Genomic DNA, 14,212 nt, shown 5'->3' with positions numbered 1-14,212 from the left:
GCAGCGCAGGGATGGCCGGAACCTGGGCGGCCTGCCGGAACCCGGGGCGGGTTGTCAGTGGGGCCGCCTAGACTCGGGAGGCGATGAGCAGCCTCTTTGACGACAGCTTCCTGGCGGACCTCAAGCCCTCGCAGGGCCACGAGGAAGAACCCCCGCCGCCGCCCGAGGACAGCGCCCCGGAGCCCATTCCGGACGACCTGTTCCACGGGAAGTTCGACGCGCCCGCACCCCGGGACGGGTACTACAGGGACGGCGCCCCCCGTCCCGCGATCGACCCGGCGGCGCTGCTCGACGGCCTGAACGAGAACCAGCGCGCGGCCGTCGTGCACGCCGGCTCCCCCCTGCTCATCGTCGCCGGCGCGGGCTCCGGCAAGACGCGCGTGCTGACCCACCGCATCGCGTACCTCCTCGCGGAGCGCGGTGTGCACCCCGGCCAGATCCTCGCGATCACCTTCACGAACAAGGCCGCGGGCGAGATGAAGGAGCGCGTCGAGCAGCTCGTCGGCCCGCGCGCGGGCGCGATGTGGGTGTCGACGTTCCACAGCGCCTGCGTGCGCATCCTCCGCCGTGAGTACAAGAAGCTGGGCTTCACGTCCTCCTTCTCGATCTACGACGCCGCCGACTCCAAGCGCCTGATGGCCCTGGTCTGCCGCGACCTCGACCTGGACCCGAAGAAGTTCCCGCCGAAGTCCTTCAGCGCCAAGATCTCGAACCTGAAGAACGAGCTGATCGACGAGGAGGACTTCGCCGCCCAGGCCGCCGACGGCTTCGAGAAGACCCTCGCCGAGGCGTACGCGATGTACCAGTCGCGGCTGCGCGAGGCCAACGCGCTCGACTTCGACGACCTGATCATGACGACGGTCCACCTCCTGCGCGCATTCCCGGACGTCGCCGAGCACTACCGCCGCCGCTTCCGGCACGTGATGGTCGACGAGTACCAGGACACCAACCACGCGCAGTACGCCCTCGTGCGCGAGCTGGTGGGCCCCTCCGGAGAGGACCAGGAGCCGGGCGAGCTGTGCGTCGTGGGCGACGCCGACCAGTCGATCTACGCCTTCCGCGGCGCCACGATCCGCAACATCCTCCAGTTCGAGGAGGACTATCCGGACGCGACGACGATCCTCCTGGAGCAGAACTACCGCTCCACGCAGACGATCCTCACCGCCGCCAACGCCGTCATCGAGCGCAACGAGAGCCGCCGCCCCAAGAACCTGTGGACCAACGCGGGAGCGGGTGCCCGCATCACCGGGTACGTGGCGGACACCGAGCACGACGAGGCCCAGTTCGTCGCCGACGAGATCGACCGCCTCACCGACGCGGGCGAGGCCAAGGCCGGCGACGTGGCGATCTTCTACCGCACGAACGCGCAGTCCCGTGTCTTCGAAGAGATCTTCATCCGCGTAGGCCTGCCCTACAAGGTCGTCGGCGGCGTCCGCTTCTACGAGCGCAAAGAAGTCCGCGACGTCCTCGCGTACTTGCGGGTCCTCGCCAACCCCGAGGACTCCGTCCCGCTGCGCCGCATCCTGAACGTACCGAAGCGGGGCATCGGCGACCGCGCGGAAGCGATGATCGACGCGCTCGCGCAGCGCGAGAAGATCTCCTTCCCGCAGGCGCTGCGCCGCGTCGACGAGGCGTACGGCATGGCGGCCCGCTCGGCGAACGCCGTGAAGCGGTTCAACACGCTCATGGAGGAGCTGCGCACCGTCGTCGAGTCCGGCGCGGGCCCGGCCGTCGTCCTGGAGGCGGTGCTTGAGCGGACCGGCTATCTCGCCGAGCTGCAGTCCTCCACCGACCCGCAGGACGAGACGCGCATCGAGAACCTCCAGGAGCTGGCCGCCGTGGCCCTGGAGTTCGAGCAGGACAACACCGCCGCCGAGGCTGCCAACCCCGCCGCCGAGGCTGCCAACCCCGCCGCCGAGGGCGCGGAGACCCCGGAAGCCCCGGAGGCTCCGCAGGCCCCGGAGGGTGCCGCCCCCGCCGGGTCGCTCTCCGACTTCCTGGAGCGCGTCGCCCTCGTCGCCGACTCCGACCAGATCCCCGACGAGGAGGACGACGGCTCCGGAGTCATCACGCTGATGACGCTGCACACAGCCAAGGGCCTCGAATTCCCCGTCGTGTTCCTCACCGGCATGGAAGACGGCGTGTTCCCGCACATGCGCGCCCTCGGCCAGGTCAAGGAGCTGGAGGAGGAGCGCCGCCTGGCGTATGTCGGCATCACACGCGCGCGGGAGCGGCTGTATCTGACGCGGTCCTCCATGCGCAGCGCCTGGGGCCAGCCGTCGTACAACCCGCCGTCGCGCTTCCTGGAGGAGATCCCGGAAGCCCATCTGGACTGGAAGCGGACGGGCTCCGTCGGCGCGCCCGCGTCGTCCGGGCCCGCCGCCTCGGTCGCCTCCTCGCTGTCGTCGTCGCGCTCGCGCGCGGGCGGCGCGCAGGGCTTCGCCACGCGCCGCGCGTCGGAGAAGCCGGTGGTCTCGCTGGCGGTCGGCGACCGCGTCACGCACGACCAGTTCGGCCTCGGCACGGTGGTCGGCGTGAAGGGCACGGGGGCGAACGCCGAGGCGACGGTGGACTTCGGCGAGGAGAAGCCGAAGCGGCTGCTGCTGCGATATGCGCCGGTAGAAAAGCTGTAGCACTCACCGCGGGCCGCGGGAGACACTCTCAAGGGGCAACTCCAGCGACGGGGGCTGGAGTTGCCCCCACAGGGGGGTGTTCTACGTCGGGGGGTCCTACGTCGGGTCGAGCCCGTGGCTGCGCAGCCACGACAGCGGGTCGATCGCCGAGCCGCCGCCCGGGCGCACCTCGAAGTGCAGGTGCGGGCCGGTGGAGTTGCCGGAGTTCCCGGAGTAGGCGATGGTGTCGCCCGCCTTCACGGGCCCGCTGGCGACCTTGTGCGTGGAGAGGTGGCAGTACCACGTCTCCGTGCCGTCCTTGGCGGTCACTATCGCCATGTTCCCGTAGGCGCTGTTGTACTTCGTGGAGACCGTGCCGTCGGTCGCGGCCTTGACCTCCGTGCCGTACGACACCGGGAAGTCGATCCCGGAGTGCACGGACATCCAGTTGATGCCCGCCTGCCCGTAGTAGGCGCTCAGGCCGCGCTGCGCGACCGGCAGCGCGAACTTGGGCCGCAGCCGCTCCTTGCGCGCGGCCTCCGCGACGGCCTTCTTGTGCGCCGCCTCCTTCTGCGCCTTGAGGTCGATGCGCTCCTGCGTGCGGCTCGCGCGGTCCGCGAAGTCGCCCGCGTCCGCGGAGAGGTTGGCCAACTGGGTGTCGAGCTTGTTGTTCGCGGCGGACGGCTTCACGGTCGCCGGGTCCGGCGCGGACGCCCGTGCGTCCTTGTCCTCGTCCCCGCCGCCGAAATTGCCGACGGACGCCGCGGCCACACCGGCGACGCCCATCACGCACGCCGAGGGCACGGCGACGGTGAACAGCGCCGAACGCTTGGCGGGGGAGCGGCGTCCGCGGGAGCGTCCGCGGGACGCGCCCGACCGGGAGGGGCGGGGGCGTTCCGGGCGGTCGGCGGCGGCGACCTCCGGGTGCCCGGCAGGGTCCCCGTGGTCGGTGCCCGCTTCGATGCCGCCGAGCCTGTCGGTGGGCACCTCGTCGGGCGCGAACGCGTGCGGGGCGTCGCCGGTGTCGTACCTGTCCTGCGCCTGCGCGTCGTACGTGGTGTCGCGCTCGTACGCGTCGTGCTGCGGGGCTTCGTAGGCGTCGTTCTGCTGGGACGCCTCGTACGGGTCGTGCTGCCGGCCGTCGTACATCTCGTGGCCGCCGGAGTTCCACGCGGTGGCGTCGTACGCGCCGGTGTCGAAGGCCTGGGTGGGCCATTGGCCGGTCGCCGGTGCCTCGTTCCAGGCGGTGGCGCCCCAGGCGGCGGTGGAGTCGGGGCCCGGCTGGGACGGGATGTCCGCGAGCGGCTGATACCCGCCGCCCCATGCGGCCGTGGTGTCGTGACTGCCCGTGTCGTACGCGGTCTGCGCGCCGTACGCGTCGTACGTGAGGGTCGGCTGCGGGCCGGTCGTGGACCACTGGCCGGTGTCGTGGCCGGCGCCCGGCATGTCGCCGAAGAGCGGATCGGCGGCGAATCCCGAGGCGGGCACGGCGAAACCGGAACCGGAAGTGTCGTAGCCGCCCGTTGCGTCATAGCCGCCCGGGGCGTTGAAACCGGTGGCGGAGAAGGTGCCGGTGGAATATCCCTCGTAACCGTCGTACCCGGTGTAACCGACGTGCTGCGCGCTCTGCTGGTCGTATGACCCATAGGGCGCGTAGTCGGCGTCGGGTGCCGGGCCCGGAGTGGGGGGCTCCGGCGGGTGACGGTCGTTCACCAACTTCTCTTTCGCCTCGACAGCATGGGCTGGCAGAGCAGTGCCGCGACTGTACCCGGCGGTATGAGGGCGCGACAATCTTCGCCCGGTTTCCCGCTCGCAGGAAACGGGCATTCGGCCGCCTTTCGGCGGTCCCCGGGCACAGCTTTGGCTCTGTGTTCGAGATTCGTTCGAGTTCGGGAAGCGGAATCGCGCGTCGGCGGGGTACGGAATCGCGGGCCGGCGGGGCACGAATCGCGTTCCGGAAGACGTGCACGGCCACGAAACGCGTTCCGGAAGACGGGGGTCACGCGCCGAAGCCGCGCAGGTCCGGCGCGATGAGCCGGCGACGGACCGTCCAACTCGGCGTCTTCAGGATCGAATTGGTGCGAAGTGGACGTCGATGGCGGCGAAATGCTCGCCGAGGCCTCCTGGTGAGCCGCCGGGTGGAGCCGACCGCTCCGCCATGCCGTGTGTCGTCAGGCGACCGTCAGGCCGTTGGCGGGCGCGGCGGTGTCCACGCCGGGCTCCGCGAGGTCCAGGGCCTGGCGGATGGCCGCCGCGACGGCGGGGTGCACGGGCAGGGCGAGATGGCCGATGCCGGACACGCGCACGTTCTGCGCGATCAGGTCGGGGTGGTCGACGCAGGCCGTCTCCACCGGATCCATGATCTGGTCCAGCTCGCTCCAGAAGCTCACGAACTGCGTGCGGCAGCCCGGCGCGGGCTCGCGCAGCTCCTCCACGACGTCCGAACCCGGCCGCATCTGGCGCACGATTGGGTGCGCGTCCGCGAGCGGCACCGCGCGGGTGCCCGAGTGCGGTGTGCCCAGGGTGACGAGGGTGCGTACGCGTACGTCGCCGCCGAGCCGCTGCGCGTAATAGCGGGCGATGAGTCCGCCGAGGCTGTGGCCGACGATGTCGACGCGGGAGTGGCCCGTGCGCTCGCATATCTCTTCTATGTGGCGGCCGAGAAGCTCGGCGGCCCTGCGGATGTCGCAGGTCAGCGGTGAGTAGTTGAGGGACTCCAGGTGCTGCCTGCCGTGCTGGGCGAGGTTGCGGCGCAGCAGCACGAACACCGAGCGGTTGTCGATGAAGCCGTGCAGGAGCAGGACCGGGGGCTTGTCCTGCGCGGGCAGGCACGGGGTGTCCGGTGGGGGTGGTGGGGGAGCCGTCCTGCGCTCCTGCGTGATGCCCGATGGATAGAGCAGGAGGTGTCCGGCGAGGATCGCGAGTTCGAGCGCCGTCGCCTTCAGCAGCGCGAGCGGGAGCCCCGCCAGTGTGGCGGGGAGCAAGGAGCTGCAGCGGCGAAAGGGCTGGACCCTCGTGAGCGTCATGTCGACCTCCCGGTCGGCACGCGGAAGACACCTCTGTCCCCCGTGTACCTCTCATGGGAAGCCGGAAGTGAGGCGTGCCCTTCCCGCGGTGCGGCGCGCCATCGGTGGCGCGCTCCTGGGCGACGCACCGACACCACCGCGCCGTGCGGCTGACGGCGCGGTGGTGCGGCGACCTCGCAAGCGGCTCCCCTCGCGCGACCCCCGACGCGGCCCGGCGGCGGGTGGGATGCGGCCCGGGTGCCCGGGCGGATCCGGCCCGATTGCCGGCTGAAACGGGAGCGGCGCGCAGCGAACGTGTCCCACCGTGTGATTTCCCCCTCGCTCTCCACCACGAAACTGCGGGCTGCGCGATGCTGGAGATAACGTTCGTTCACCTGCCCGGCCGGTGCGGCGCGGGGTGACCGTGCCGGGACAGCGGGTTTTCCTTGCACGGGCGGAATTCCTGGAGCTCCCGGAATTCCGCAGACGGCTTTCTGTACATGGAGGCAGTGATGGGTGTGGCAGCCGGTCCGATCCGCGTGGTGGTCGCCAAGCCGGGGCTCGACGGCCACGATCGCGGGGCCAAGGTGATCGCGCGGGCGCTGCGCGACGCCGGCATGGAGGTCATCTACACCGGCCTGCACCAGACGCCCGAGCAGGTCGTCGACACGGCGATCCAGGAGGACGCCGACGCGATCGGTCTCTCCATCCTGTCCGGCGCGCACAACACCCTCTTCGCCCGGGTCATCGAGCTCCTCAAGGAGCGCGACGCGGAGGACATCAAGGTCTTCGGCGGCGGGATCATCCCCGAGGAGGACATCCCGCTCCTGAAGGAGAAGGGCGTCGCCGAGATCTTCACGCCCGGGGCGACGACGACGGCCATCGTGGAGTGGGTGCGCGAGAACGTGCGGCATCCGACCGAGGCGTAGGCCTCCGCGGTTCCTGAGGGTCGGGGCGGGCCCCGGCTCGCTGGGCGTCGTGCCCGGTCCCTGGTGCTCCCAGAGGCCGGGCCGTCGTTTGTCCCGGGGACGGGACTTCGGGCGCCGCAAGGGCGTTGACGCTGGTGCGGCTGGTGCGGCTGGTGCGGCTGGTGCGGCTGGTGCGGCTGGTGCGGCTGGTGCGGCTGGTGCGGCTGGTGCGGCTGGTGCGGCTGGTGCGGCTGGTGCGGCTGGTGCGGCTGGTGCGGCCGTGGGGCCGGGGTGGCTGTGCCGTGCGCTCCCCCGCGCCACGCGGCCCTCGCCCGGCCCCACGCCTCAACCGCCCAGTTCCTCGCGCATCGCCGCGCGCAGGCGCAACGTGCTGACGAGGCGCTGGAAGGCCTCCGACCAGTAGCCGCCCGCTCCGGGGGAGGCGTCCTCGGGCTCGTCCGGTACGGCCGTCAGGGCTTCCAGGCGCACCGCCTCCGCCGGGTCCAGGCAGCGCTCCGCCAGGCCCATCACCCCGCTGAAGCTCCACGGGTAGCTGCCCGCGTCACGGGCGATGTTCAGCGCGTCCACCACCGCGCGGCCCAGCGCGGGCGCCCACGGCACCCCGCACACCCCGAGCAACTGGAACGCCTCCGACAGGCCGTGCGCGTCGATGAACCCCGCGACCCACTCGGCCCGTTCGGACGCCGACAGCGTGGTGAGGAGCTTGGCGCGCTCCGCGAGGGACACCGCCCCCGGGCCCGCGGCGTCGGGCGACGACGGGGAGCCGAGCAGCGCTCTCGACCACTCCGCGTCCCGCTGCCGGACGGCGGCACGGCACCACGCGGCGTGCAGCTCGCTCCGCCAGTCGTCGGCCACGGGCAGCGCCACGATGTCGGCCGGGGAGCGGTCGCCGAGCCGGCTCTGCCAGGACGTCAGGGGAGTGGCCTCCACCAACTGCCCGAGCCACCAGGAGCGTTCGCCCCGCCCGGCGGGCGGCTTCGGCGCGACACCGTCCCGCTCCATGCCCGCGTCGCACTCGTGCGGCGCCTCCACGGTGAGCGCGGGGGTGCCCGCGGTGCGGTCCAGGGCCACGCAGGACGCGGCCCGGTCCGCCATGCGGGCGGCGAGCGCCGAGTCCGGCAGTGCGGAGAGCAGCTCCGCCGCGGTGGCGCGGACGTTGCGGCTCCGGTCGCCCAGTGCCCGCTCCAGGAACGGCTCGTCGGCCGGGCGCAGCCCCGTACGCAGCGAGTCCAGGAACATCAGCCGGTCCTCGGCGCGCTCCGTCGTCCACGTACTGGACAGCAACTCCCGTGCGGCGTCCGGTTCATGGGCCCGGAGGGAGGCGAGAAGTGCGACACGCTCCGCGAACAGGCCCTCCTGCCAGCGGCGTTGGATCTCACCTTCCTGCCGCGGCCCGGACGCGGGGGCGCGGCCCTGTGCCGCGCGCAGCGCGAACTTCCAGTCCGGGTTGAGCCGGGCCAGCCACTGGGCGCGCGGGCCCGCGAAGGCCAGGGCCTGGGGGCGCAGGTCGGTGCGCCCGCGGGCCGCGTTCAGGAGGGCGGGCAGGAGCTCCGGGGGCGCGGTGAAGCCCCGGTCGTTGGCCAGGGCCAGCCACTGGGGCAGCAGCTCCATCAGGTCGGGTGCGGTGCCGCGGCGGCCGCCGCCCGCGCCCGTGTGCTCGGCGAGCAGCGTCGCGAGCCTGCGCCGGGCCGCCGCCGGTACGACGGGGCGGCCGTCCTCGGGCGCTGGCTCGGGGCGCTCCGCCGCGGGGGCGGCGCGCAGGCCCGCCCGGCGTCGCACGGTCTGTACGGCGGCGGCGTCCAGGAGGGCCGCCGGGGCGTCCCTGCCGGGGGTGGCGACCGGCGGGGTGCGCCGGTCCGTGCCCAGGAGTGCCGCCGTGACCAGCTCCTCCCAGGGGATGCGGGCGTGGCGCCCGGCTGCCTCCGCGTGGGCGGCGGTGGGTGCGGTCATCTCCCCTCCTCCCTTTCCTTGTGTTCTTCTGCCTGCACGGTGTTCTTCTGCCTTCACGCTTCGCTCCGGGGTTCGCTTCTGCCTTGACGCGTCACTCCGGGACCCGCTTCTCGCTCTTCTCGCTCGCCGGGGCTGCGCGGGTTCGTCCTTGCCGGGGTTTTGCGGGACGTCACAGCCGCACGGTCTCCGCCCTGTCGTGCTGCCAGGCCGCCAGGGGTGTGAAGCCCCGGTGGCCGCACTCTCCGAAGACCGTGAGGGGGGCGCCCCCGGAGAGGGCCACCAGGCGCCACAGGCCGGAGCGGGACACGGCGGACGGGGCGATGGGCAGGGCCAGATCGCCGACCGGGTCGGCCAGTTGCCAGCCCGCGTCGCCGTTCGGGACCGGGACGACGCCGCCGAGGGTGACCGGCCACGACTCGAGCCAGGGATCGTCGCGCACCGCCTCGCCGTACCGGACGGCCGCCTCGGCGGGCGGTATCCCCGGCGGGTGGCCCGTGACCGGGCTCGGCGCCGTGAACTGCTCGCCCAGGTCCGCGCGGAGCTGCCGGGACGCCGGGTCGGCGGCGTACGGAACCAGCTCGGCGTCCAGGGCGAGGCCGACCGGCAGGGCCAGGGCGGGGGCGCGGCCCGCCGCCCCGTACGACAGGAGCAGGGCCGTGTGCCCGGAGTGCTCGCCGTGCACCCATATGCGGCGCGTGGTCAGCTTGCTGTCCGCCGTGTCGTACTGCGCGAGGACCTGCCAGGTGTCCCGGAGGTGGCGGCCCTGCGCCGAGGCGGGCAGGCCCGTGCGGGAACGGACCGTCGCCGCCAGGGCGTCGGGCAGCTCGTCGCGGCGCAGCCAGCCCGAGGTGAGCAGGTGCAGCAGCGCGCACTCCTCCAGGAGGCGGGCGGGCCAGCCGGGGCCCGAGCCCGGTATGGCGCCCAACTCCCGCACCCGCGCGGCAAGGCCGGGCGCCTGGGCGTCGACCATGCGGGCCGCCGTCTCCTCCCACAGGCCGTAACCCGCCTGCTCGGCCGCCGCCATGCCGCCGCGCAGCAGGTCGGACAGGCGCCGCTCCAGCTCCGTCGCACCCGCCGTGACCCGCTCCGCCCTGCGCTCGGCCCGCTTGCGCGCGGCGTCCGGATCAGCCGACGCGGCGGGTCCGGGAGCGGGTGAACTCAGCTTTGCTTCTGCCCTGTTGCGGCGCGCCTCCAGCCACTCCTGCGCCCAGTCCGGCGGTGCCTCCCCGTCCGGCACGGCCGCCCGGCCGTCCTCCTCGCCGGACCAGAGCAGCAGCAGGCCGAGCGCGTGCTTGCACGGGAACTTGCGGCTCGGACAACTGCATTTGTACGCCGGTCCCGCCACGTCGGCGGTGTCTATCACCGTCTGATACGGCTTGCTGCCGCTGCCCTTGCACAGCCCCCACACGGCCCCCTCGCCCGAACTGCCCGCTCGCGACCACGGCCCGGCGATGCCGAGCTTGCTTCCCGCCTTTTGTGACGACGCGTCAGGTGCCAGTGCCAGCACCTGGTCCGCCGTCCAGCGAACCCCCTGCTGAGTCATGAGTCGAAGGTAGGTCCCGGCACTGACAATCGGTCACGCTCCGGTCATCTACGCAGGTCAGTGCCGTGCCGAGGTCGATTGTCAGTGGCGTGGTGCACGGTGGAACACATCGCGGCCGAGCCGTCGGCGAGACCGCGTCGTTGCTGCCGCATGCGTCGCGCCGCGTCGCTGTCGCGTGCATGAGCTGGAGGGGGATCACCATGTCTGTTTCCGTGGAGCCGGCCGGGCAGGCCACCACGTCCGCGGGGGCGGCGCCGGGCGTGGCCGAGGAGGCCGGGCAGGCGCTGAGGCCGCACGCCGAGGACGCCTTCGCCGCCGAACTCGCCGCGCTGGCCGCGCAGGACGACCGGCCGCGCCCCGCCCGCTGGCTGCTCTCGCCGTGGGCCGTGGCGACGTATCTGCTGGGCGGCACGTTGCCCGACGGCACCGTGATCACACCGAAGTACGTGGGGCCGCGCCGCATCGTCGAGGTCGCCGTCACCACCCTCGCCACCGACCGCGCCCTGCTGCTGCTCGGCGTTCCCGGCACCGCGAAGACGTGGGTGTCCGAGCACCTCGCGGCGGCGGTCAGCGGCGATTCGACGCTCCTCGTGCAGGGCACGGCCGGGACTCCCGAGGAGGCCATCCGGTACGGGTGGAACTACGCGCAGTTGCTCGCGCACGGCCCGAGCCGTGACGCGCTGGTGCCGAGCCCCGTGATGCGGGCCATGTCCGAGGGCATGACGGCGCGCGTCGAGGAGCTGACCCGCATCCCCGCCGACGTGCAGGACACGCTGATCACGATCCTGTCGGAGAAGACCCTGCCCATACCGGAGCTGGGCCAGGAGGTGCAGGCCGTCCGCGGCTTCAACCTGATCGCCACGGCCAACGACCGCGACCGCGGCGTCAACGACCTCTCCAGCGCGCTGCGCCGCCGCTTCAACACCGTCGTCCTGCCGCTGCCCGAGAGCGCCGACGCCGAGGTCGCCATCGTCTCGCGCCGCGTCGACCAGATCGGCCGCTCCCTCGACCTGCCGGCCGGACCGGAGGGCATCGACGAGATCCGCCGCGTCGTCACGGTCTTCCGCGAGCTGCGCGACGGCATCACGACGGACGGCCGTACGAAGGTGAAGTCCCCCAGCGGCACGCTGTCCACGGCCGAGGCGATCTCCGTGGTCACCAACGGCCTCGCCCTGGCCGCGCACTTCGGGGACGGAGTGCTGCGCCCCGGAGACGTGGCCGCGGGCATCCTCGGCGCGGTCGTGCGGGACCCCGCGGCGGACCGCGTGATCTGGCAGGAGTATCTGGAAGCGGTCGTGCGCGAGCGCGACGGGTGGAAGGACTTCTACCGCGCCTGCCGCGAGGTGAGCGCATGACGGCCACGGAGGAGGAGCGCGGGCGCGGTGTGGCCGCGCGCGCCGGTGCCGCCGGGTCCTCCCGAGTTGGGGCGGGCGGGCCGCTGCTGCTCGGGGTGCGGCACCACGGGCCCGGCTCCGCGCGGGCGGTGCGTGCCGCGCTCGATGCGGCGGAGCCCCGGGTGCTGCTGATCGAGGGGCCTCCTGAGGCGGACGGTCTCGTCGGTCTTGCCGCCGAGCCGGACATGCGGCCGCCGGTCGCCCTGCTCGCGCACGTCGTGGACGAGCCCGGCCGCTCGGCGTTCTGGCCGCTCGCCGAGTTCTCGCCGGAGTGGGTGGCGATCCAGTGGGCGGTGCGGCGCGGGGTCCCGGTGCGCTTCATGGACCTGCCGGCCGCGCATGCGCTGGCGCGCGGCGAGGTGGCTGCGCCCGCGGATGACGAGACCGGGGCAGCGGACGACGAGGCCGGGTCCGCGGACGGCGGGGCGTCGGCCCCCGACGGCGAGGCGGAGCCTGCGGGCTCGCGTACGGACGACGGGGGTGCGACGGATCCGGCCGGTGCCCCTGCGGGGACGCGTGGTCCGGGCGGCGCGGGAGAAGCCGCGGGGCCCGAGTCCGCGGTGTCGGCGGAGGAGGCCGTGCGGGTCGATCCGTTGGCGGCGCTCGCCGGGGCCGCGGGGTACGACGACCCGGAGCGCTGGTGGGAGGACGTCGTCGAGCACCGGGCGGACGGTGGGGACGCGTTCGCGCCGTTCGACGCGCTCGGCGAGGCGATGGGGGCGCTGCGCGAGGCGTACGGCAGAGGCGGGCACGACCGGGACCTGCTGCGCGAGGCACACATGCGGCTCCAACTGCCGGCTGCGCAGCGGGAGTTCGGGGGTGACGGCGTCGCCGTGGTGTGCGGGGCCTGGCATGTGCCCGCGCTGCGCGAGAAGGTCTCCGTGGCCGCCGACCGGGCGGTCCTCAAGGGGCTCCCGAAGGTCAAGGTCGACATGACGTGGGTGCCGTGGACGCACCGGCGGCTGTCCCGGCACAGCGGGTACGGGGCGGGCATCGACTCGCCCGGCTGGTACGGCCACCTCTTCGGCGCGCCCGACCGGCCCGTCGAGCGCTGGCTCACGAAGGTCGCGGGGCTGCTCAGGGACGAGGACAGGCTCGTGTCGTCCGCGCACGTCATCGAGGCGGTGCGGCTGGCCGACACGCTCGCCGTGATGCGCGGGCGGCCGCTGCCGGGGCTCACCGAGACGATGGACGCCGTGCGGGCCGTCATGTGCGAGGGGTCGGACGTGCCGCTGGCGCTGGTGCACGACCGGCTGGTGGTCGGCGATGTGCTCGGCGAAGTGCCGGAGTCGGCGCCGGCCGTGCCGCTGCAGCGCGACCTCACCCGGCTGCAGCGCAGGCTCCGGCTCAAACCGGAGTCCCTGGAGCGGGAGTTGGAGCTCGACCTGCGCAAGGAGACGGACGCGGCGCGCAGTCGGCTGCTGCACCGGTTGCGGCTGCTCGGGATCGGCTGGGGGGAGCCGGCGGAGTCGCGCGGGAGCACGGGTACGTTCCGGGAGACCTGGCGGCTGCGGTGGGAGCCCGAGCTGTCGGTGCGGGTCGCGGAAGCCGGGGTGTGGGGGACCACGGTGGTCGGCGCCGCCACCGCCAAGGCCGAGGCGGACGCGGTGGGGGCGGCTGCGCTGGCCGACGTGACCTCGCTGGCCGAGCGGTGTCTGCTGGCCGACCTGCCGGACGCGCTGCCCGTGGTGATGCGGGTGCTCGCCGACCGGGCCGCGCTCGACGCGGACGTCGGGCATCTGGCGCAGGCGCTGCCCGCGTTGGTGCGGTCGTTGCGGTACGGGGATGTGCGGGGTACGTCCACTGGGGCTTTGGGGGAGGTCGCTCTCGGGCTGGCCGAGCGGGTGTTCGTGGGGCTGGCTCCCGCGTGCGCGGGGCTCGACGCGGACGCTGCGGCGGCTATGCGGGGGCATGTCGACGGGGTGCATGTGGCGGTGGGGTTGCTGGGGGAACTGGCTGATGCCGAGGGCGGCGGGGCTGGCCCAGGTGGGCCTGGGGCGACGTCGGACGAAGAGGCGCCCGGCGAGGTGGGCTGTGCCCACCCTTCCCCAAGCTCTCGACCTTGCTCGAGCAGGGGAGGCCCCACTCGCCCTGCGGGACGATTGCCCACAGCGGTGGAGGCAGAGGCCGGGGTGCCGCAGCTGCCGAAGTCGCCGCTTGCCGGGGGCGTTCGGGGGCGTTGGCAGCGGGTGTTGCGGGGGCTTGTTGGTGGGGAGCGGGTTGCCGGGGTCGTGCGGGGGCGGTGTGCGCGGCTGTTGATGGACGACGGGGTGCTCGCCGAGGGGGAGGCCGCGCGGTTCATGGGGCTCGCCCTGTCGCCCGGTACCGAGCCGGGGGAGGCCGCCGCGTGGATCGAGGGGTTCGTCGGGGGCGGGGCCGGGGGCGGGATGCTGCTCGTGCACGACGAGCGGCTGCTGGGGCTCGTCGACGCGTGGCTGACGGGGGTTTCGGGGGACGCCTTCGTTGACGTACTGCCGTTGCTGCGGCGGACGTTCGCCGCGTACGAGCCAGGGGTGCGGCGCACCCTGGGCGAGTTGGTGCGCCGGGGGCCGGGGCAGTCGGGTGCGGCGCTCATGACCGAGGGCGCGCCCGGGTTCGCGGCGGAGCTGGACCGGGAGCGGGCGGACGCGGTGCTTCCGGTGGTGGGCCTGCTGTTGGGGCTCGGCGACGGGCAGGTGCGGGGTCGTGCTGGGCAGGGCGGTGCCGCCGGTGGTGGCGCCGGACGGAGTCGGAACCGGCTTGTGGGGGTGGCGTGATGGTGGACGTGGAGACCGGAGTG

At 73.6% G+C, this 14,212-nt stretch carries 8 protein-coding genes; 4 read left to right on the top strand and 4 right to left on the bottom strand.

What is annotated here, in order from left to right; genetic code table 11:
- Positions 1-83: 83 nt before the first annotated feature.
- Positions 84-2,633: an ATP-dependent DNA helicase gene (locus AC0KTA_RS14780; RefSeq protein WP_481055601.1), complete on the top strand. Its 2,550-nt coding sequence runs from the start codon at positions 84-86 to the stop codon at positions 2,631-2,633.
- Between the two features lie 96 nt (positions 2,634-2,729).
- Here AC0KTA_RS14780 and AC0KTA_RS14775 read toward each other — a convergent pair whose 3' ends face one another.
- Both AC0KTA_RS14775 and AC0KTA_RS14770 read right to left on the bottom strand, forming a co-directional pair.
- Complete coding sequence (locus AC0KTA_RS14775) at positions 2,730-4,325, bottom strand: M23 family metallopeptidase (protein ID WP_481055600.1); 1,596 nt, start codon at positions 4,323-4,325, stop codon at positions 2,730-2,732.
- Between the two features lie 458 nt (positions 4,326-4,783).
- Entirely contained in the window at positions 4,784-5,638 is an 855-nt protein-coding gene (locus tag AC0KTA_RS14770; RefSeq protein ID WP_481055599.1) for an esterase/lipase family protein, read from the bottom strand.
- 491 nt (positions 5,639-6,129) lie between these two features.
- Between AC0KTA_RS14770 and icmB the strand changes: the two genes are divergently transcribed.
- The gene (gene icmB / locus AC0KTA_RS14765; RefSeq protein ID WP_037657649.1) at positions 6,130-6,546 is read left to right on the top strand and encodes a coenzyme B12-dependent isobutyryl CoA mutase small subunit; all 417 of its coding nucleotides are present in this window, start codon (positions 6,130-6,132) and stop codon (positions 6,544-6,546) included.
- Between the two features lie 324 nt (positions 6,547-6,870).
- On the opposite strand, the gene AC0KTA_RS14760 is transcribed toward icmB, so the two are convergent.
- On the bottom strand, positions 6,871-8,496 hold the full coding sequence (locus AC0KTA_RS14760; protein ID WP_481055598.1) for a DUF5691 domain-containing protein: 1,626 nt from the start codon (positions 8,494-8,496) through the stop codon (positions 6,871-6,873).
- A 169-nt stretch (positions 8,497-8,665) separates the two neighbouring features.
- Positions 8,666-10,039, bottom strand: coding sequence for an SWIM zinc finger family protein (locus AC0KTA_RS14755; protein WP_481055597.1), 1,374 nt, complete (start codon positions 10,037-10,039; stop codon positions 8,666-8,668).
- A gap of 200 nt (positions 10,040-10,239) precedes the next feature.
- Between AC0KTA_RS14755 and AC0KTA_RS14750 the strand changes: the two genes are divergently transcribed.
- A complete protein-coding gene (locus AC0KTA_RS14750; RefSeq protein WP_481055596.1) occupies positions 10,240-11,394 on the top strand; it encodes an ATP-binding protein in 1,155 nt (384 codons plus the stop codon).
- Positions 11,391-14,189 (top strand): DUF5682 family protein, encoded by a 2,799-nt coding sequence (locus tag AC0KTA_RS14745; protein ID WP_481055595.1) that lies wholly within the window; start codon positions 11,391-11,393, stop codon positions 14,187-14,189. The genes AC0KTA_RS14750 and AC0KTA_RS14745 overlap by 4 nt, the downstream gene beginning before the upstream one ends.
- Positions 14,190-14,212: the final 23 nt, after the last annotated feature.

This window comes from Streptomyces sp. Y309, assembly GCF_056712025.1.
The sequence above is the reverse complement of the archived record's forward strand: the minus strand, read 5'-3'. Positions and strand labels throughout refer to the sequence as shown.